Genomic DNA, 18,807 nt, shown 5'->3' on the forward strand with positions numbered 1-18,807 from the left:
CACCGCCCACCTCCTCCCCCTCCTCCCCCTCCTCCCACCCCACCACCTCCACCCATCCCGGCAAACCCCGCCACACCACCTTCCGCAAATACAACCCAAACCGCGAATATAAATACGTCGTAAACCGCCCCCGCCCCGGATCCCACCGCCCCACCGCCTCACACGCCATCCGCAACCCCTCCTGCACCACATCCTCAAACTCCATCCACCCCGGCAACTCCACCGTCCGCACCACCCGCGCCGCCGCCTGCGCCACCAACCCATACACCCGCTCAAATTCCCCAAACGCCTCCCGCATCTTCTCCGCCCGATCCATCGCCATCCTCCCACGGGGAGTCTACGGACCGGTCCCGGGGTGCCCATCGCCGGCGGACTTGACGGGGAAAACCGGGCAACAGGCCCGCCCGAAGCCCTCGTCCATGGATTATGATAGCCAGAAAATTTCGACCTTACGATCGGTGAAAAAAAGAACAAAACCAAAGACCCGCCCCCCAGGGATCCAGAAACCGTGTCCGCCCTCCGGGGGAAGCCAGCCAGCCGCTGGCCTAGCGGGAGGAGGCCCCATCCCCCTGCCGGCGGCGCAGATGGCACCAGGGCTCCAGCAAGCCCTGACCCTTTCCGAGACGCTCCCGGATCGCCGCCCGCATCACTTCCCGTTCATCCCACAGATACTCGACGGTCCCGTAACACATGGACCGCTCGTGACCCTTGCCACAGGCGATCACCGCATCTCCGGGCTCCGCCAACGCCACGGCGAACCGGATGGCCTCGGCCCGGTCGGGGATGCGCCAGAAGTCGACGCCCTCCACCCGCCCCTCCATCCGCACCCCTTCGGCGATCGCCGCCATGATCGCCTCCAGATCCTCCGTTCGCGGATCCTCGGCGGTGATCACGATGCGATCGGCCAGCCGCCCCGCGACGCGGCCCATCATGCCCCGCTTCTGCACATCCCGCAGCCCTGCGCTCCCGAAGACCACGATGACCCGCCCCCACGTCATCCGCCGGACGGTCCTCAGGGTCTGCTCCAGAGCATTGGGGGTGTGGGCGAAGTCCACGATGGCCAGGAAGGCCTGTCCCTCGTCGACGCGCTCCATCCGCCCGGGGATGCCGGGCAGGCGGCGGATGCCCTCGGCGATGGCCTCGAGGGGAAGGTCCAAGGCGACCCCCACGGCGATGGCCGCCAGGATGTTGGCGACGTTGTATTCGCCGACCAGCGCCGTCTCCACCGGGATGACGCCCCGGGGCGTGCGGGCCCGGAAGCGGGTGCGATCCGGCTCGAAGCGCACGTCCTCCGCCGTCACATCCGCCGCCCGTCCCAGGGCGTAACTCAGATGGCGGTCGGCGGGGATGCGCCGGAAGTAGTCGAAGGAGGGATCCTCGGCGTTCAGGACGGAGGTCTTGGGGATCCCTTTGTCGGCGGACCCCCGGAGCATCTCGAAGAGCCGGGCCTTGGCCGCGCGGTAGTTCTCCCAGGTGCCGTGGAAATTGAGGTGCTCGTGGGTGAGGTTGGTCAGCACAGCGACGTCGAAATCGCAGGCGCTCACCCGCCCCTGGGCGAGCCCCTCGGAGGTGGTCTCCAGGACGGCGTGGGTGAGGCCGGCGGCCACCATCTCGGCCAGGTAGCGCTGAACCTCCGGGGCCTCCGGGGTGGTGGTGTGGAGACCGGTGTCGTAGACCCGATCCCCAATCACTGCGTTGACGGTGCTGATCATCCCCGCCCGGCGGCCGGCGGCGGTCAGGATCGAATGGATCAGGTTCACCGTGGTGGTCTTGCCGTCGGTGCCCGTGACGCCGATGAGGATCAGCCGGCGGGAAGGGAACCCGTGGAACGCCGCGCTGAGCCAGGCCAGGGCCTCCCGACCGTTGGGAACCTGGACGTAGGGGAAGCCCTCGGGGAGCAGCAACTCGCCGGGGGAGCGCTCGCCCGCCACCGCCACCGCCCCGCGGGCCATGGCGTCCGGGATGAAGGCATGCTTGTCACGCTGCAGCCCCCGGTAGGCCACGAAAAGAGCCCCGGGGCGGACCTCCCGGGAGTCGGTGACCACATCGTCGATCTCCGGATCGGGGCCGAAGCGTTGGTAGGGGAAAGGGAGCGCCTGCAAGAGATCCGAGAGCCGACGCCCAGGCATGCGCCGTCCTCCATCAGGCTCACGAGGATGAGGAGCCTGGGTCCGCCGCCCCGCCCTCCAGGAGCGGTGCGAGAAGGGCGCGACGTTCGGCCTCCCACTGCGCGATGAGGGCCCGCTCCTCGGCCGTGAGGTCCGCCGCCAGCAGCAGATCGGGGCGGCGCTCCCACGTTCGCCGCAACGACTGCCATCGCCGCCAGCGGGCGATGGCCTGATGGTGGCCAGAGCGCAGGATCTCCGGGACCTCCCACCCCCGATAGACGGCCGGACGGGTGTAGTGGGGGTGCTCCAGCAGGCCCTCGGCGAAGGAGTCGTGCCGCGGGGCCTCGGGATCCCCCAGCACGCCGGGGACCAGGCGTGCCACCGCATCCAGGACCACCAGGGCGGCGGGCTCCCCACCGGTCAGGACGAAATCGCCGATGGAGATCTCGTCGGTGGCCAGGTGCTCCCGCACCCGCTCGTCCACCCCCTCGTAATGGCCGCAGAGCAGGATCAGCCGCGGGTGGCGGGAGAGGGCCCAGGCCACCGCCTGGGTGAAAGGCCGGCCTGCCGGGTCCAGGAGGATGATGGGGATCTCCCGGCGCTCCTCCTCTGGAAGCTCCCCCAGGATATGCTCCACGGCCTCGAAGAAAGGCTCGGGCCGCATGACCATCCCACCGCCCCCGCCGTAAGGAGCGTCGTCGGTGACCCGGTGGCGGCCCAGACCAAAGGCCCGGAGGTTGTGCACCACGATCTGGACACGCCCGGACTCCTGGGCCCGCTTCAGGATGCTCACCCGCAACGGGCTCTCAAAGTACTCCGGGAAGAGGGTCACCACGTCGATGCGCACCGCCTCACTCCGTCACCACGGGGATGATCATGGGCCGGCGCCGGGTGTGCCGATAGAGATAATCGGCGAGGGCGGTCTGGATGCGATGGGCCAGCGCCTGTCGGGACTTCCCTTCCCCATCGGCCGAACGCACGGTCTCGACGATCAGTTCCTCGGCGCCGGCCAGGAGCTCCTCGGCCTCGCGGGCGAAGGTGAAGCCCCGGGTGATGATCTCCGGCCGCCCGATGAGGCGCCCCGTCTTCGGGTCCCGTCGCACGATGGCCACAACAAAGCCCTCGCGGGAGAGGACCTCCCGCTCGCGCAGCACCTCCGGCCCGATATCGCCCACCCGGGCGCCGTCCACGAAGACGTAGCCCCCGGGCACCCGCTCGGCCACCCGCCCCTGGCCGTCCCGGAACTCGATCACCCACCCGTTCTCCACGGTGAAGATCCGTTCCGCCGGGATGCCCAGTTCCATGGCCAGGCGGGCGTGGGCCTTGAGGTGACGGATCTCCCCATGGATGGGGATGAAATACTGGGGCCGGACCAGGTTGATCATGAGTTTCAGCTCCTCCTGGCTGGCGTGGCCGGAGACATGCACCGGGGCGATGGGATCGTAAAGCACATCGGCCCCGCGCTGGAAGAGCCGGTTGATGGTCCGATGGACCATCTCCTCGTTGCCCGGGATGGGATGGGCGGAGAGAATCACGGTGTCCCCGGGCATAATCCGAAGTTGCGGATGCTGCCCGACGGCCATGCGGGCCAGCACCGACGAGGGCTCCCCCTGGGCTCCAGTGGTGAGGATCACCACCTGCGACGGCGGATGGCGGTCCACCTCGTCCAGACGGATCAGCGTCCCTGGCGGGATCTCCAGATAGCCCAGCTTCTGGGCGATCTTCACGTTCTCCACCATGCTGGTCCCGGCGAAGGCCACCTTGCGCCCGTGGCGCACGGCGGCGTTCACCACCTGCTGGAAGCGGGAGATCAGAGAGGCAAAAGTGGCCACGATGATGCGCCCCTTCGCCTGACGGAAGGCGGCGTCCAGGGCCGCATCGATCACGCGCTCCGAGGGGGTCCATCCCGGGCGGTCGGCGTTGGTGCTGTCGGAGAGCAGCGCCAGGACACCCCGCTTGCTGAACTCGGCCAAGGTCGCGAAGTCCGTCGGCTTGCCGTCCACCGGCGTCTGATCGAACTTGAAATCCCCGGTGTGGACGATGAGGCCCGCCGGCGTGGTGATGCCCAGCCCCACGTTGTCGGGGATGCTGTGACAGACACGGAAGATCTCCACCACGAACGGACCCAAAGTCAGCCGGTCCCCCGCCTGCATCGTGTGCAACGGGATCCCCTCGGCGATCTTGGCCTGCCTCAGCTTGACCTCGATCAGACCCCGGGTGAGGGGCGTGGCGTAGACCGGCGCCGGGATCTCCCGGACCAGGAACGGCAGCGCGCCGATGTGGTCCTCATGGCCATGGGTGATGACGATGGCCCGGACCCACGCCTTCTTATCGCGCAGATACTGCCAGTCGGGGATGATGAAATCCACCCCCAGCATGTCGTTCTCCGGGAACATGATCCCGGCGTCGATGATGAGGATGTTGCGGCCATACTCGATGGCCATCATGTTCTTCCCGATCTCCCCCAGCCCCCCCAGGGGAACAATCCGCAAAACCTGGCCCATTGCGCAACCTCACGGAATGCATAGAATCGACCGCTGCTTGGGATGGGCCCACGGCCCGGGGCATGAAAAAAGCCGCCAGCACCCCCCCGGGCACCCGGCGGCCCCCTCCCGAACAGTCTGTTTCGTGGGTTCCATCAGAACCACATCTTTATCGTAATGAAGAACCCGGATTCCGTCAACTGCTGCGCCCAGGCGCCCTCCCAGGAAAAGCGGGGGAGGCCTGGCGCGCCTGGCTTCGCTCAGCAGAAGGCAACTTCGAGGAGACGGCCGATCCCGTAGCCGAACATGGCCCCACCGTTCAGAAAGGGCAGCCCCGCCCGCGCCCGCCGGGGTGGGGTCCAGGCCAGGAAGAGGCCCCCCACTAGGCCCCCCAGCATCGCCCCGAGGGCCGGGGCCGGGGTGGCATGGGCGTGAAAGGCGGAGAGGGTGAGGGTGGCCGGCAGGACCACATCCCCGAAGCCCAGGATCCACACCGTCCCCCCCGGGGCCGGGCTGCGGAGGACCGTCCGGAGATCCTCTGGGATCCAGAAGACCAGAGGAAGCCGGTGGGTCAGGGCCCACTCCGCCAGCGTTTGCATGTGGCCGGAGACATAAACGGCGACCGCGTCGTAGATCAGCATCCCGGCCAGCCACAGAAGCGCCGCGGGCGGCGGGAGCATCCGCCCCAGATCGGCGGCGATGGCCCCACAGATCACCAGGCCGATCGCGTTCTGGACGGCCCATCCCCAGCGGGATCTCCCGCCCAGGGCCAGCCCCAGGGTCAGCAGGCCCACCAGGACGCCCTTCCAACCGGTGGGATCCCCGCCGAAGGCCTCGGCGAGCAGTTGCAACGAGAAGAACAGGGCGAGGAACAACGCGGCCCAGATCAGGGCCGGCAGAACCGCACGGACCAGCCAGCGTCGGCCCAGGCGCACCAGCCCTGCCAGGAGCATTCCGGCGAGGACAAACCCACCCAGCAAGGGCGCCCCCCAGAGGGCCTGCTCGGCCGGCGGCCGGGAGGCAATGGCCTCCGAGACTGCCTGGGCGAGGGCCAAGGGGACAGTGGCAGACGCCCGGGGGGAGAAAGGATTGGAGGCGAGGAAGGCCACGAACTGAACCGCCAACAGGAGCGCCATCACCCCGCCGATGCCGTGGCTCCGGGGAGGGTCCTCCGGAGGGCGCTCTGTAGCCTCGGCCGGGGGCGTCCAACGGGCCACCCGGAGGCGCAGGCCTTCCACCGCCACCACCCGCACCCGTTCGCCGGCCGCGATCCGCCCCTCCACCGCCCGGGCGGTCCACGTCTCCCCGCGCACCCACACGGTCCCCTCCGGGTCCAGATCGGTCTGAGCGAGCCCCTCCGCACCGACCAGACGTTCCGGGGATTGCCAGGGCGGCCGCCGCCCGAGTTGCCGGATCAGATGGGCGAGGCCCAGGGAAACGCCCGCGCTCAGGAGGGCGGTTCCCGCCAGGACCGCCGGGGCGACCCGCCGGCCGGCACTCGGCGGGAGCAGGAACAACCCGCCCAGGCCCAGGGCGAGGGCGCCGGACAGCCCGAGATACCCGCCGCTTTGGAAATAGAGTTCAGCCAAGAAGAGAAGGGCGCCGAGGAGGAGGAGCAAGAGCCCCGCGGCGCTCACCGGCAACCGGAGCAGGCCGATGAGGGCCAACCCGAGCAACACCACCGCCAGCCCCTCCGCCAGGCCCGTCCCCGGGATGCTCCAGGCGGCGACCGCAGCCAGGATGCCCCCCACCAGGAGGAGATAGGCCACGTTGGGGTCCGCCAGCAAGGACCAGAGGGCCTGCAACAAGTCCATGGACCTGGCTCCCCCGGCTCACTGCTTCCGCAGGACAATGGCCATCGCCTCCTTCAGGCCGGCGAAGGCAGCCTGGCTCTCCTCGTCCATCGCGCAGGCGATGATGCACGCCTCCATATGGCCCTCCAAGAGGGCGACGATGGCCTGGTTGAGGGCGGCCTTGACGGCGGCCAGTTGCACCAGGAGGCTGTTGCAGTCCTGGTGCTCGGCCAGCATCCGCCGCACCGCGGCGAGGTGCCCTTCGATGCGGGCCAGGTGGGCGTCCAGGGCGCGCTCCTGCTCCGGGGTGAGGTGGACCTGGACCGAGGGGCTCCGGGCGGCGTGCAGAAGCGCCCCCGCCCGGGTTTTCGTCCGCCCGCGCGAGCGTCGGGACATGGGACCTCCTGTTGGGGATCCAGCGATCCTTCTCAGCATACACAAAGAAATCCCCTGCCGCCAACGGCACGCGGCCCTGCCGCAGGAGGCCGCCCCTTGCCAAAACCCAAAAGGGTTGCTATAACTATCCATGCCAGCCCGAATACGGGAGGGAGACGGCCCGTGGAGCGCAAGCGCTGGCCCCGCTGCATCCGGTCCAAATCCTCAATCTCAGGCTAAAAGGAGGAGGTCCGATGAACCGTTCCCGCGCCTGGTGGTGGCTTTCGCTGGTCGCCTGGGTGGGCCTGGTCCTTTCGGCCTGCGCCCCAGCGGCCACGCCAACCCCGCAGGTAATTGAGAAAGAGAAAGTGGTGGAGAAAGTTGTGACCCCCACCCCGGTCCCGCGCAAGGTCCTCCGGCTGAACCTCGGCCCTGGCGACGTGCCCACCTTGGATCCTTCCCTGGCCACGGACACTTCCTCGATCCAGATCATTGAGCTGGCCTTTGTGGGCCTGACCCGCCAGAACGAGGAGACGGCCGCGGTGGAGCCCGGGATGGCTGAGAAGTGGGAGGTCTCGCCGGACGGCAAGGTGTGGACCTTCTACCTCCGCAAGGGCATCCCGTGGGTGCGGTGGAACGGCCAGGCGGTGGAGCAGGTGAAGGATGAGAAGGGCAACGTCCGTTACGTGACCGCCCGCGATTTCTACTACGGGGCCATCCGCACCCTGGATCCCAAGACCGGCGGCGAATACGCCTACGTGCCGGCCTTCTTCATCGAAGGCGCGAAGGAGTTCAACGAGGGGAAGATCACGGACACGACGAAGGTCGGCATCAAGGTCATCGACGACTACACCATCCAGTTCACCCTGAAGGAGCCGGTGGGCTTCTTCGCCAACATTGCCGGCCTGTGGATGCTGCGGGCGGAGCCTGAATGGCTGATCAAGGAGAAGGGCGATCGGTGGACGGAGACCGGCGCCTACCACTCCTACGGCCCCTATGTGCTGAAGGAGTGGGTGCACGACAGCCACATCACCATGGTGGCCAACCCCTTCTGGCCGGACAACATCCCCAGCGTGCCCAAGCCCAAGATCGAGGAGATCGTCTTCCGCATGCTGGACGAGTCCCCGGCCTTCGCCGAGTATGAGGCGGGGAACCTGGACGTGGCCGGCGTGCCGCTCTCCGAGATCGACCGGGTGAAAGCCGACCCGACCCTGTCCAAACAACTGATGATCGCGCCGATCCTCTGCACCTACTACTACGGCTTCAACGTGACCAAGCCGCCCTTCGACGACGTCCGCATGCGGCTGGCCTTCTCCCTGGCGGTGGACCGCAAGGCCATCGTGGAGAACGTGACCAAGGGCGGGCAGGAGCCGGCCCAGTGGTTCTCCCGGCCCGGCCTGGGGGCGGCGCCCACGCTGCAGACCCACCCCAACCTCGGCGTAAAGTATGACCCCGAGCGGGCCAAGCAGCTGTTCAAGCAAGTCCTCGATGAGAAATACGGCGGCGACATCAAAAAGCTCCCGCCCATCACCTTGTGGGTCAACCAGGTCGAGGGCCACATCAAGATCGCCGAGGCCATCCAGCAGATGTGGAAGGAGGTCCTCGGGGTCGATGTCAAGTTGCAGACCCAGGAGTGGAAGGTCTATCTGAAGACCCTCCAGACCGACCCGCCGCAGGTCTGGCGCCTGGGCTGGTGCCAGGACTACCCGGACGCCTCCAACTTCCTGAAGGACGTGTTCTACTCCACGTCCGACAACAACCACACCAAGTGGGCCAATCCGGAGTTCGATCAGCTGGTCGACCAGGCCATGCGGGAGACCGACGAGGCCAAGCGCCGGGAGCTCTACGCCAAGGCGGAGGACATCCTGGTGGCCAAGGACGCGGCCATCATCCCCATCTACTGGTACACCCGCGTCACGGTCACCAAGCCGTATGTCCAGCGGACCTTCTCGGTCCTGGGCGGCCTGGAGCACATCGAGAAGTGGGATATCCAGCGCTGAGCGCGGAGCCGGCGCAGATGGCGCAGGGGGCGGCCCGCAGGGGAGGGGCCGCCCCCTCTTGTTTCCCGCCGTGAACGGCGGTATAACAGGGTTGGCCCTCCTGGGAGGGCCCGGCCTTCAGCCACCCCTGAACCGGAAGAGGGATCCATGGTGCGCTATATCGTGCGACGGATGCTGTGGAACCTCCTGGTCCTGTGGGTGATCACGGTGATCACCTTCGCCCTGATGCACGCTGTGCCCGGTGGCCCCTTCGACCGGGAGAAGCCTTTGCCTCCTGAGATCAAGGCCAACATCGAGGCGAAATACCACCTGGACCAGCCGGTGCCTGTGCAGTATCTCTACTACATGCGGGACCTGCTGGTCCCCCGCTACTCCCCCACCCTGCCGACCTCCCTACAGGAGGATGCCCTGATCCGTTTGAAGATCGGCCCGGGCTATTTCCTCTGGATCAACCTCGGGCCCTCGTACTCCTCGCGCAGCCGCTCGGTCAACGACATCATCCGGCAGAACCTCCCCGTGTCCTTTGAACTGGGGGTCTACGCCCTGCTGGTGGCGGTGGGGATCGGGATCCCCCTGGGGATCCTGGCCGCCCTCAACCAGAACACCTTCCTGGACTACTTCGGGATGAGCCTGGCCATCTTCGGCGTCTCGGTACCGGTCATCGTCCTGGGGCCCATCCTGGTCTCGGTCTTCGGGGTGTGGTTGAAGTGGCTGCCCCCCACCGGGTGGGGAACCCCCCAGCACGCCATCATGCCCTCCGTCGCCCTGGGGCTGGCCAGCTCGGCCCTCATCGCCCGCCTGACCCGGGCCAGCCTGCTCCAGGTGATCCGGGAGGACTACATCCGCACGGCCCGGGCCAAGGGGCTCGCCGAGCGCTTGATCATCGTCCGGCACGCCCTGCGCAACTCCTTGATCCCCGTGGTCACCGTGCTGGGCCCGCTGTTCGCAGCCTTGGTGACGGGGACCTTCGTGACCGAGACGATCTTCGGCATCCCAGGGCTGGGCCGCTACTTCGTCACCAGCATCACCAACCGGGATCACCCTGTGATCATGGGGACGATCCTGATCTACGCCATCTTCCTGGTGATCGCCAACCTGATCGTGGATATCACCTACGCGTTCCTGGATCCACGGATCCGCTACACCTGAGCCGAGAGACGAGGTGAGCGATGGCGACGCAAGCGGTGCGCCGAGGCGCGGAGGCCCTCGCCGTCCCCACGCGGCGGCCGATGGGCTTCTGGGAGGACGCCCTCTACCGGCTCTCCCGGAACCGGGCGGCCATGGGGGGCGCCGGGATCGTGGTCCTCCTCATCCTGGTGGCCCTCTTCGCCCCCCTGATCGCCCCTTATCCTTACGACAAGCAGGTGCTGACCGATCGGGACAAGGTCCCCTCGTGGATGGTGAAGGTCTTCCCCTTCATGCAGCCTTACGCCCGCATCAGTGATCGCTACCTCTTGGGGGCGGACTACGTGGGGCGGGACCTGTTCAGCCGGATCATCTACGGGACGCGGGTGTCCCTGACCGTGGCGTTCGTCGGCCCGCTGATCAGCCTGATCATCGGCACCACCTACGGGCTGATCTCGGGGTACTTCGGGGGGCGTCTGGACAACATCATGATGCGGCTGGTGGATGTGCTCTACGCCTTCCCCGGCCTGCTGTTCATCATCCTCCTGATGGTCTTCTTCCGCCAGCCCCCCCAGGAGGCCCGCTCCTTCTGGGATGCCCTACGCATTCAAATGTATAAGATCGACGCCGCCTTCGGGGGGATGCTGTTCATCTTCGTGGGCATCGGGCTCACCGCTTGGGAGAACATGGCGCGGCTGGCCCGCGGCCAGGTCCTCTCGGTGCGCGAGAAGGAGTTCATCGAGGCCGCCCGGGCCATCGGCGCCGGCCACCTGAGGATCATGTTCCGTCACATCCTTCCCAACATCATCGGCCCCCTCATCGTGGCCGAGACCTTGGCCATCCCCTCCTACATCACGACAGAGGCTTTCCTCAGCTTCATCGGCCTGGGGGTCAACCCGCCCACGCCCAGCTGGGGCCTGATGATCTCTCAGGGCGCCCAGGCCATCCGCACCTTCCCGAACCAGGCCCTGGCGCCGGCCCTCGCCCTGGCCATCACCATGTTCGCCTTCAACTTCCTGGGCGACGGCCTGCGGGACGCGCTGGATCCTCGGATGCGGGGCATGCAGTGAAGGCACCCGAAACGCCATCCCCGAGGACAGGAGGCGCCATGGGACGCTTGAGCACCGAGGTGGCGATCGTCGGCGCAGGCTGGAGCGGCTTCCGCTCCATCTCCCCCGACCTCTCCTTCCGGGAGATGATGTTCGAAGCTGCCGCGCGGGCCTACGCGGACGCTGGGATCGATCCCCGTCGGGATCTGGACGGTCTGGTGACCGCAGAGGAGGACTTCCACGAGGGGGTCGCCATCAGCGACGAATACGTGCCTGATCAGATGGGTGCCGTGTTGAAGGCGGTCCACACCATCGCCGGCGAAGGCCTCCAGGCCCTGGCCGCCGGGGCCATGCAGATCGCCTCGGGGGCCGCCCGCATCGTGGCTGTGGAGTCCCACAGCAAGGCGAGCAACGTCCTCAACTTGCCCCAGATCACCGCCCTGGCTCTGGATCCGATCTACCAACGTCCTCTGGAGGCCCACCCGATCTTCATCGCCGGGCTGGAGATGCGCCGCTATCTGGAGGCCACCCGCACTCCTCTGGAGCACGTGGCCCGGGTGGTGGTGAAAAACCGGGGGAACGCCATGCGCAACCCGCGGGCAGCCTTCCCGGCCCTCCTCTCCCTGGAGGACGTGCTGGGCAGCGAACCCCTGGCCGAGCCGCTCACCCGCCTGATGGCCGCCGAGCCGGCCGACGGGTGCGTGGTCTTCGTGCTGGCCCGGGGCGACATCGCCCGCTCGCTGACGGACCGGCCGATCTGGATCCGGGGCCTGGGCTGGGCCACCGATTCCTACACCTTGGAGGGCCGGGACTGGGAAGGGGCCCGCTACCTGCGCCGGGCCGCCGAACTCGCCTACCGGCAGGCCGGGATCGCCTCGCCCCGCCGGGCCTTCGACTTGGTGGAGGTCGACGATACCTTCGCCTATAAGGAACTTCAACACCTGGAGGCCCTGGGGATCTGCCGGCCGGGGGAGGCGGGCTGGTGGACGGCCGAGGGAGCCACCGGCCTGGACGGGGAACTGCCGGTGAACCCCTCCGGCGGCTGCCTCGGGGAAGGCCACCTGCTGGACGCTTCAGGCCTGGCCCGGCTCCTGGAGGCGGTGCTCCAACTGCGGGGCGAGGCCGGCCCCCGCCAGATCCCCAACGCCACCACCGCCCTGGTGGCCTCCTGGCGGGGCCTGCCCACCGCCACGGGCGCGGTGGCCATCTTGAGCCGGGAGCCATGATCCCCTTGCCTGCGTGACACCAGGCAAGGGCGCGGCGTTCGTCCGGCGACCGCCAGGGGAAGGGGTGCTCGTCGGGCAGGTCACCCCATGTCGTCGGCCGGAGGTCGGGATGCTCCCGGAGGAGATGCGGGCGAAAGTGGAACAACTCGAAGGGGAGCTCCTCGTGCTCAAACACGTGATCCGCATCGTCCTGGCCGCCCACCGCCGGAGCCTGTCCTCCCCCGCCCGCGGGCGGCTGGACCTCGAGGCCGTCCGCCAGGTGCGACGGGAGATCCAGGCGCTGTGGGCCCAGGAATGGCGCGAGATCACCTCGCATGACCCGAGGTCCCCGTGAGAGCCTACGTGCTGGACACCCATGCCTTGATCTGGTATCTCACGGATGATGAGCGGTTGAGCCCGGCGGCCCGCCAGGCCTTCGCCGAGATCGAACGGGGGGAGGCCCGTGGCCTGATCCCGATCGTGGTGCTGCTGGAGCTGCTGCGCATCGAAGAGAAAGAGCTGATCCCACCCCTCTGGGAAGCGGCGATCACCACCCTGCTGGCCGGCGGCCGCTTCGAGGTGGTGCCCCTTGATCTGACCATGCTGGCCCTGGTGCGGGAACTGCCGCAGATCGAGGACCTGCACGACCGCGTGATCGTGGCCACCGCCCGGCGCTACAACGCTGCCTTGGTCACCTACGATGAGACCATCCGGCAGTCCGGGCTGGTGGAGACGCTGTGGTGAACAGACCCGCCCCCATCCCGCGGGGGGGCGGCAGGGTGCGACCATCTCTTCCGGAAGGGAGGTGAGGCGCGATGGCCGGGCGACGAGTGGCGATCGTCGGCGCGGGGATGACCCGCTTCGTCCGCCGGGCGCTGGAGACCGGCCCGGAACTGGCCTGGGAGGCCGCCCACAAGGCCCTGGAGTCCTGCGAGATGACCCTGGCCCAGATCGACGCCGTGGTCCTGGGCTCCGCCCCCGACGCCTTCGACGGCGTCCACATGAAGGTCGAGTATCTGAGCCCCGGGGCCGGGGCCTGGGGCAAACCCACCATCCGGGGCTACGTGGGCGGCGGCACAGGGGTCTTCGCCGCCATCCAGGGCTGGTATCACATCGCCAGCGGGATGTTCGACACGGTGCTGGTGGTCTGCGAGGAGAAGATGTCCTCCTGCCATCCCCATCCCCAGGCCGCCTTCAATTACATCTTCGATCACACCCTGGAGCGCCCACTGGGCCCCAACCTGCTGTGGATCTTCGCCCTGGAGATGAACGCCTACATGACAAAATACGGGCTGACCAAGCGGGACATCGCCATGGTGGCCGTGAAGAACAAGCGCAACGCGGCCGACCACCCCGCCGCCCAACTCGGCGATCCCCACATCACGGTGGAGGACGTGTTGAACTCGGAGGTGCTGGCCTGGCCGGTGCAGCGCCTGGACGTCTCCCCCACCAGCGACGGGGCCGTGGCCATCGTGATGGCCGCCGAGCACGTGGCGCGGCGGGTGACGAACAAGCCCGTCTGGGTGGAAGGGGTGGGCTGGTCCCTGGACACCCAATACTGGACCAACCGGGACCTTTCCTATCCCACCTATTTGGAGGAAGCCGCCCGCAAGGCCTACGCCATGGCCGGCATCCGGGAGCCCCGCAAGGAGATCCACATCGTCGAGCCCTATGATCCCTTCGACTACAAGGAACTCCACCACTTGGAGGGCCTGCTGCTGGCCGACCGGGGGAAGGCCGCTGAACTGATCGCCCTGGGGATCGCCAACCGGGACGGGGACATGCCGGTGTCGCCCTCGGGCGGGCTGCTGGGGGTGGGCAACCCCATCGCCGCTGCCGGCCTGATGAAGGTGGCCGAGATCTTCTGGCAGTTGCGGGGCGAGGCCGGACGGCGGCAGGTGCCCGGCCAGCCCCGGCGGGGCCTGGCCCAGGCCTGGGGGGACTTGATGCAGGTCGGCACGGTGATCATCCTTGGGATCTGAGGGGAGGAGCCCATGGAGCGCTTCGTCTACCCCACCACCGGCCTCAGGGCGGAGGACATCGAACAGGGGCGGGTGCGCACCACCCGCACGCCCCTGCACGGGGAATACGCCTGGGACACCGGGGTGGCCGTCGGCCGGTTCCTGGCCGAGCTGAAAGCCGGGCGGCTGGTTGGGCGCCGGTGCCGGACCTGTCGGCGGGTGATGATCCCGCCCCGGATGTTCTGCGAACACTGCTTCCGGCCGACCGACAAGTGGGTCCCCCTGGTCGACACGGGGACGGTGGTGACCTTCTCGGTCTGCACCATCTCTTGGGACATGCGCCGCCTGGAAGTCCCCGAGGTGCCGGCCGTGATCGCCATCGACGGCGCCTCCCCGGGGATGGGGATCCTGCACCGGCTCGGCGAGGTCGGCCGGACCCTCGACGAGATCCTCCAGCGGGTCCGGATCGGGATGCGCGTCCAGGCGGTCTGGAAGCCCGCCCATGAGCGCGAGGGGGCCATCACCGACATCCTGTATTTCCGGCCGATTTCGGATTGAAAGGAGGCGCCGATGCCGCTGACGGAGCGGATCGCCCATCTGGAAGCCGTGCGGTCCTGGCGGGGGGCTATCTGGCTGGAAGGCGTCTACACGGCCGGTGTCGCCGGGGAGCGCTGGCTCCGCGGCCTCCAAGAGGGAAGGCTCTATGGGACCCGCTGCCCCCGCTGCGGGTATACCTTCGTGCCCGCCCGGCTCTTCTGCGAGCGCTGCCTCGGCCCCCTGGGGGAGGAGACGTGGGTTCCGATCGGGCCCCAGGGCGTGCTGGTCTCATGGACCCGGGTGCCCATGGCCCCCGATGGGAGCCGCCTGTCCCAGCCCCGCCTCATCGGCCTGGTCCGCCTGGACGGCGCCGACGCCTGCCTGGTCCATGACCTCCTCGAGGCCGGGATCCCACCTCAGACCGGCATGCGGGTGGAAGCCGTCTTCCGCCCGCCCGCCGAGCGGATCGGCAGCTTGCGGGACCTGCTGGGCTTCCGCCTCCTGGGGGCGCCATAATGTGAATAATTTCACAATATGGGCTTGCAGGGACGGGCGGGATCCCCTATAATAGGGGCCGTCCGGCCCAGGGGGCCGGGCGGACGATTCTGGGGGAGGGCGCCGCCCTGTCGAAGCCTTCCCCCCAGGAGAAAAGCGGTCGATGGAACGCCACGCTGGGACCCGGAAACCCGTCCGTCCGGGGAGGACGTGGGGACGCCTGCTGCGGGGATCCCCGGCCACCGGTTCGAACCGGGCACCTTTCGAAGACATCGAAACCGCTTCGCCATCGCAAGCCCCGCTGTGGGATGAATGGCGCTCCTGGCTGGAGCGCTGGGGCCTCCCCGACCGGGTCAGAGGGCTTGTGGCATGGGCCCGGCGGCTCCAGGCCTTCCTCGAGGCCTTGGGGGCCCACTATGGGGCTCACATCGGCCTGGCCCTGGCCATTGCTCTCCTTTATCTCGCCCTGACCCAGAGCCCCCGCATCCCCTCCGCTTGGCTACAGCCCATCCGGCTCCTGGAGGCCTCCGGCGAGGAGGCCCCTTCTCCGGAGGTCCTGCAGGCGTTGCTGCAGCGCTCCGCCTCCCTGGGCGGGGCGCGGCGCAACGGGCCGGCCTTGCTCGTGCGCCAGGTGGACCTGCACACGGAGATCCCCGAGCGGCCCCGCCGGGGCATCATCACCTACACCGTCCAGGCGGGGGACACCCTCTTCGGGATCGCGGAGAAGTTCAAGCTGCGGCCGGAGACCATCCTCTGGGCCAACTATGACCTGCTCCAGGACGACCCGCACCTTTTGGAGATCGGGCAGGTCCTCAATATCCCGCCGGTGGACGGCGTCCTGCACACCGTGAAGGAAGGGGAGACGCTGGAGGCGATCGCCCAGCAATACAAGGTGACTCCCGAGGTCATCCGGAACGCCGAATGGAACGGCCTGCTGGAAGGGGGCGAGCCCCGGGTGGGCCAGGTGCTGATCATCCCCGGCGGCACGCGTCCTTTCAAGGGCTGGACGCCGCCGAGGCAGGCTTACGTGGTGATCGCCGGGGGCAAGCGGATGCCCTCCGGCGCCTGCCCCAGCGTGCAGGTCGCCCCCCTGGGCACCGGGAGCTTCGTCTGGCCGGTCAACAGCCGATGGCGCTCGGGCTACGATTTCGCCCCCTGGCATCCGGGGGTGGATTTCGCCGGGCGGCTGGGGGATCCGGTCTATGCCGCCGACGCCGGCACGGTGGTCTACGCCGGCTGGAGCACCGTCGGCTACGGCAACCTGATCGTCCTCGACCACGGGAACGGTTACCAGACCTATTACGCCCACCTGAGCGCCATCTTCGTCGGCTGCGGGCAGCATGTGGCCAAGGGGACGACCATCGGCCTGGTGGGCTCCACCGGGCGCTCCACCGGCCCGCACCTCCACTTCGAGATCCGAGGCCCGGGAGGCTTTGTGAACCCGTGGCAGGCCCTCCCTTGAACGGCCCCTCTTTGTGAGGGAGGCTTCGATGTCGGGGACGGCGGTCGGAGCGATCCTGGGGGTTGGGGTGTTGGCCCTCCTGGGCCTCTACTTCGTCGGGATGGCGGCCGTCGCCGAGCGGCTGAGCCCCGCCCGCCAGCGGGCGGCCTTGGGCAGGTTCGCGGCGGGTTTGGCCGTGACGGCCTTCGCCTTCATCCCCTCCCCGCTGCTGCTGGGGCCGGATCTGCGGTTCACCGTAAACATGGTCCAGTTCATCGCCCTCACGGCCTTGGCGCCCCCCCTCCTGTGGAAGGGCCTCCCGGAGCCCTTCTTCGATCCCCTCCTTCGCTCCCCAGGGCCGCGGCGCTGGGGCTACTGGATCACCCGGCCGCTTCCCGCCTATCTGCTGGCCAACCTCGTCCTCTTCGCCTGGCATGCCCCGGCCCTGTTCGAACTTTCTTCCCGGAGCCCTGGGCTGTGGGCGGTGAAGCAGGCCACGTTCCTCCTGGCGGGGCTGCTGGCCTGGTGGCCAGTGGTGGGGCCGGCCTCCACCTGGCCCCGACTCTCCGAGCCAGGCCAAGTCCTCTATCTGTTTTTCATGGCGATGCCCACCACCCTGCTGGGAGCCCTCTTCACGTTCCCAGACACGCGCATTTACAACCCCACGGCGCTGGGCTTCGAGGTGTGTGCCCCCTCCTCGCTGGAGGACCAACGCCTGGCCGGGCTGCTCATGTGGGTTCCCGGGGCGCTGGTGTATCTAGGGGCCTTGACCGTGGTCTTCTTCCGGTGGTTCTCCCGAGGGGAGCCCTCCTAGGGGCACGGGGCATCGCCGGCGCCCAACGGCCCTCCCCTATCCCCCCTTCCCCATCCATCCCCCCAGAGGGCACACCGGCCCGGTCGTCCGATCCCGCAGCACACCATCCGGTTCGCACCTGCCTCCCACGCCGCCCCGGTCCCGCAGGACGGGGTCGTTGCGCCCCCCTTCCCCTGGGAGGCGTTCACCGCTGCGCGTGACATCGGTTCGCCCGCCACCAGTTGAATGTCATTTCTTGGTTACTTGGCCCGTAGAAGCATCCATCAACCAGTCATTACCTTCCCTGTCTCGTAGCAGCACTTGGTCCGCTGTTAACCATTCGACCGTGATGAACAGCCGCTGATCTTCACGGATCAACGTTGTTGGCTCCAGCGTGGTAGTTTCCACGCGCACTATGGATGTAGCGTCTGCCCAATCTGTTGAGCAAGGTTGGAGGGCTAACGTAAGCATGAGGGCGGTGCCATCCGGTGACCAAATGATATGGCCAGCTTCATAGCTCCGTCCCGGATCGAGTTTTGTCTCCCGCTCCGCCCCCGTTGCGAGATCCCGTATAACCAGCCTCCTGTCTCCGTATCGGATATAGGCCAGCATTGTCTCATCTGGGGATAGCGACAGCCACGATCCTACGGATGGCACCAGCTCCCTCACATCCCCATTGCTCAGATCAACCCGGTGCAAATCGGACCCGTTAACGAACACGGCACATCCGTCTGGAACCGGTTTGTTTGTGAAATACAAGTATCGTCCATCACGAGACCATTGCAATGGTTGTGGAATCGTGTAACCCAGCCCATCTTCCACCCATTCGTCCACTACGATCCATTCCAGTGTTCCATCCGCCTTGGATAGTTTCAGTTGGGTATAATACTTCCCTATGTCGCTGACAGTCGGAAGTGCTACGAACACCTGTGCTATCCACTCCCCGTTTGGTGATGTAGAAGACCACTTATGCACTTTGAAGTCTGTAAACATGGGCGTTGGTGTTGGTGTCCCAGCAATGTTGAATGGTGCAACCTCGGTCGGTGTCTGGGAGGGGATAGGGGTCAGGGATGTCGTCATCGTGTTACAACCGACCAGCAACAGGGTAAGCGCTATGGTAGCAAAAAACCCTTGCCCTTTCATCGTTTTGCCCCCGATTCTAGTTGACTGCCTAACGGCGCGGCGGTTGAGCTGCGCGCAGCGGAGGCGTGTCAGCGCGGACGCGAGCGCGGCGAGCGGGAGCATAACCAGCGGCGCAGCCGCCGCGCCGTTATACGGACGCGCAGCCGAGGGAAACGGAGCGAAGCGTCCGTATAACGGCAAGCATAAGCCGCAGCAGGCGAGGCTGGCAAGATTCTTTCGCCCTGAAACCGGCTTCGCTGGCTCGCAGCGCATGTTCTCAGCGGGCGCAGCCCGCTGTCGGCTTCATGCAGTGTGAGCCA

The 18,807-nt window shown here is 67.6% G+C and carries 18 protein-coding genes; 11 read left to right on the forward strand and 7 right to left on the reverse strand.

Translation table 11 applies throughout. From position 1 onward, the window contains the following. The 6 genes from C4313_RS08090 to C4313_RS08115 form a co-directional block, all read right to left on the reverse strand. A partial coding sequence (locus tag C4313_RS08090) for a sigma factor (protein WP_352429361.1) occupies positions 1-316 on the reverse strand: 316 nt, incomplete at its 3' end. 229 nt (positions 317-545) lie between these two features. Continuing rightward, positions 546-2,129: a UDP-N-acetylmuramoyl-L-alanyl-D-glutamate--2,6-diaminopimelate ligase gene (locus C4313_RS08095; protein ID WP_352429362.1), complete on the reverse strand. Its 1,584-nt coding sequence runs from the start codon at positions 2,127-2,129 to the stop codon at positions 546-548. 19 nt (positions 2,130-2,148) lie between these two features. Next, positions 2,149-2,955, reverse strand: a complete 807-nt coding sequence (gene trmD, locus C4313_RS08100) for a tRNA (guanosine(37)-N1)-methyltransferase TrmD (RefSeq protein ID WP_352429363.1) — start codon at positions 2,953-2,955, stop codon at positions 2,149-2,151. Positions 2,956-2,959: 4 nt separating this feature from the next. After that, positions 2,960-4,612, reverse strand: a complete 1,653-nt coding sequence (locus C4313_RS08105; RefSeq protein WP_352429364.1) for a ribonuclease J — start codon at positions 4,610-4,612, stop codon at positions 2,960-2,962. Between the two features lie 239 nt (positions 4,613-4,851). Then, on the reverse strand, positions 4,852-6,405 hold the full coding sequence (locus tag C4313_RS08110; RefSeq protein WP_352429365.1) for a presenilin family intramembrane aspartyl protease: 1,554 nt from the start codon (positions 6,403-6,405) through the stop codon (positions 4,852-4,854). A gap of 18 nt (positions 6,406-6,423) precedes the next feature. Then, positions 6,424-6,780 (reverse strand): metal-sensing transcriptional repressor, encoded by a 357-nt coding sequence (locus C4313_RS08115; RefSeq protein WP_352429366.1) that lies wholly within the window; start codon positions 6,778-6,780, stop codon positions 6,424-6,426. 233 nt (positions 6,781-7,013) lie between these two features. On the opposite strand from C4313_RS08115, the gene C4313_RS08120 reads away from it, so the two are divergent. The 11 genes from C4313_RS08120 (at position 7,014) to C4313_RS08170 (ending at position 17,386) form a co-directional block, all read left to right on the forward strand. Beyond that, entirely contained in the window at positions 7,014-8,759 is a 1,746-nt protein-coding gene (locus tag C4313_RS08120) for a peptide ABC transporter substrate-binding protein (RefSeq protein ID WP_352429367.1), read from the forward strand. 147 nt (positions 8,760-8,906) lie between these two features. Continuing rightward, positions 8,907-9,908 (forward strand): ABC transporter permease, encoded by a 1,002-nt coding sequence (locus C4313_RS08125; protein ID WP_352429368.1) that lies wholly within the window; start codon positions 8,907-8,909, stop codon positions 9,906-9,908. Positions 9,909-9,928: 20 nt separating this feature from the next. Further along, entirely contained in the window at positions 9,929-10,954 is a 1,026-nt protein-coding gene (locus C4313_RS08130; RefSeq protein WP_352429369.1) for an ABC transporter permease, read from the forward strand. Positions 10,955-10,992: 38 nt separating this feature from the next. Further along, complete coding sequence (locus tag C4313_RS08135; protein WP_352429370.1) at positions 10,993-12,159, forward strand: thiolase C-terminal domain-containing protein; 1,167 nt, start codon at positions 10,993-10,995, stop codon at positions 12,157-12,159. A gap of 109 nt (positions 12,160-12,268) precedes the next feature. After that, positions 12,269-12,493 (forward strand): hypothetical protein, encoded by a 225-nt coding sequence (locus tag C4313_RS08140; RefSeq protein ID WP_352429371.1) that lies wholly within the window; start codon positions 12,269-12,271, stop codon positions 12,491-12,493. After that, positions 12,490-12,882 carry a type II toxin-antitoxin system VapC family toxin gene (locus C4313_RS08145; RefSeq protein ID WP_352429372.1) on the forward strand — a complete coding sequence of 131 codons (393 nt, stop codon included), beginning with the start codon at positions 12,490-12,492 and terminating at the stop codon, positions 12,880-12,882. Before C4313_RS08140 ends, C4313_RS08145 begins: the two co-directional genes overlap by 4 nt. Before the next feature lie 71 nt (positions 12,883-12,953). After that, positions 12,954-14,120, forward strand: coding sequence for a thiolase domain-containing protein (locus C4313_RS08150; protein WP_352429373.1), 1,167 nt, complete (start codon positions 12,954-12,956; stop codon positions 14,118-14,120). Between the two features lie 12 nt (positions 14,121-14,132). Next, a complete protein-coding gene (locus C4313_RS08155) occupies positions 14,133-14,657 on the forward strand; it encodes a Zn-ribbon domain-containing OB-fold protein (RefSeq protein WP_352429374.1) in 525 nt (174 codons plus the stop codon). A gap of 12 nt (positions 14,658-14,669) precedes the next feature. Further along, positions 14,670-15,152: a Zn-ribbon domain-containing OB-fold protein gene (locus C4313_RS08160; RefSeq protein WP_352429375.1), complete on the forward strand. Its 483-nt coding sequence runs from the start codon at positions 14,670-14,672 to the stop codon at positions 15,150-15,152. Between the two features lie 343 nt (positions 15,153-15,495). Then, entirely contained in the window at positions 15,496-16,593 is a 1,098-nt protein-coding gene (locus C4313_RS08165; RefSeq protein WP_352429376.1) for a peptidoglycan DD-metalloendopeptidase family protein, read from the forward strand. Positions 16,594-16,621: 28 nt separating this feature from the next. Continuing rightward, on the forward strand, positions 16,622-17,386 hold the full coding sequence (locus tag C4313_RS08170; protein WP_352429377.1) for a cytochrome c oxidase assembly protein: 765 nt from the start codon (positions 16,622-16,624) through the stop codon (positions 17,384-17,386). A 228-nt stretch (positions 17,387-17,614) separates the two neighbouring features. Here C4313_RS08170 and C4313_RS08175 read toward each other — a convergent pair whose 3' ends face one another. Then, positions 17,615-18,508, reverse strand: a complete 894-nt coding sequence (locus C4313_RS08175; RefSeq protein ID WP_352429378.1) for a TolB family protein — start codon at positions 18,506-18,508, stop codon at positions 17,615-17,617. Between the last annotated feature and the right edge of the window lie 299 nt (positions 18,509-18,807).

The sequence above is a fragment of the Thermoflexus sp. genome (assembly GCF_040289485.1).
Lineage (GTDB): Bacteria > Chloroflexota > Anaerolineae > Thermoflexales > Thermoflexaceae > Thermoflexus.

Coding starts and splice junctions, on each gene's coding strand:
- C4313_RS08095 (WP_352429362.1), bottom strand. CDS start 2,129: ATGCCTGGGCGTCGGCTCTCGGATCTCTTGCAGGCGCTCCCTTTCCCC.
- C4313_RS08105 (WP_352429364.1), bottom strand. CDS start 4,612: ATGGGCCAGGTTTTGCGGATTGTTCCCCTGGGGGGGCTGGGGGAGATC.
- C4313_RS08110 (WP_352429365.1), bottom strand. CDS start 6,405: ATGGACTTGTTGCAGGCCCTCTGGTCCTTGCTGGCGGACCCCAACGTG.
- C4313_RS08115 (WP_352429366.1), bottom strand. CDS start 6,780: ATGTCCCGACGCTCGCGCGGGCGGACGAAAACCCGGGCGGGGGCGCTT.
- C4313_RS08120 (WP_352429367.1), top strand. CDS start 7,014: ATGAACCGTTCCCGCGCCTGGTGGTGGCTTTCGCTGGTCGCCTGGGTG.
- C4313_RS08125 (WP_352429368.1), top strand. CDS start 8,907: ATGGTGCGCTATATCGTGCGACGGATGCTGTGGAACCTCCTGGTCCTG.
- C4313_RS08130 (WP_352429369.1), top strand. CDS start 9,929: ATGGCGACGCAAGCGGTGCGCCGAGGCGCGGAGGCCCTCGCCGTCCCC.
- C4313_RS08135 (WP_352429370.1), top strand. CDS start 10,993: ATGGGACGCTTGAGCACCGAGGTGGCGATCGTCGGCGCAGGCTGGAGC.
- C4313_RS08140 (WP_352429371.1), top strand. CDS start 12,269: ATGCTCCCGGAGGAGATGCGGGCGAAAGTGGAACAACTCGAAGGGGAG.
- C4313_RS08150 (WP_352429373.1), top strand. CDS start 12,954: ATGGCCGGGCGACGAGTGGCGATCGTCGGCGCGGGGATGACCCGCTTC.
- C4313_RS08155 (WP_352429374.1), top strand. CDS start 14,133: ATGGAGCGCTTCGTCTACCCCACCACCGGCCTCAGGGCGGAGGACATC.
- C4313_RS08160 (WP_352429375.1), top strand. CDS start 14,670: ATGCCGCTGACGGAGCGGATCGCCCATCTGGAAGCCGTGCGGTCCTGG.
- C4313_RS08170 (WP_352429377.1), top strand. CDS start 16,622: ATGTCGGGGACGGCGGTCGGAGCGATCCTGGGGGTTGGGGTGTTGGCC.
- C4313_RS08175 (WP_352429378.1), bottom strand. CDS start 18,508: ATGAAAGGGCAAGGGTTTTTTGCTACCATAGCGCTTACCCTGTTGCTG.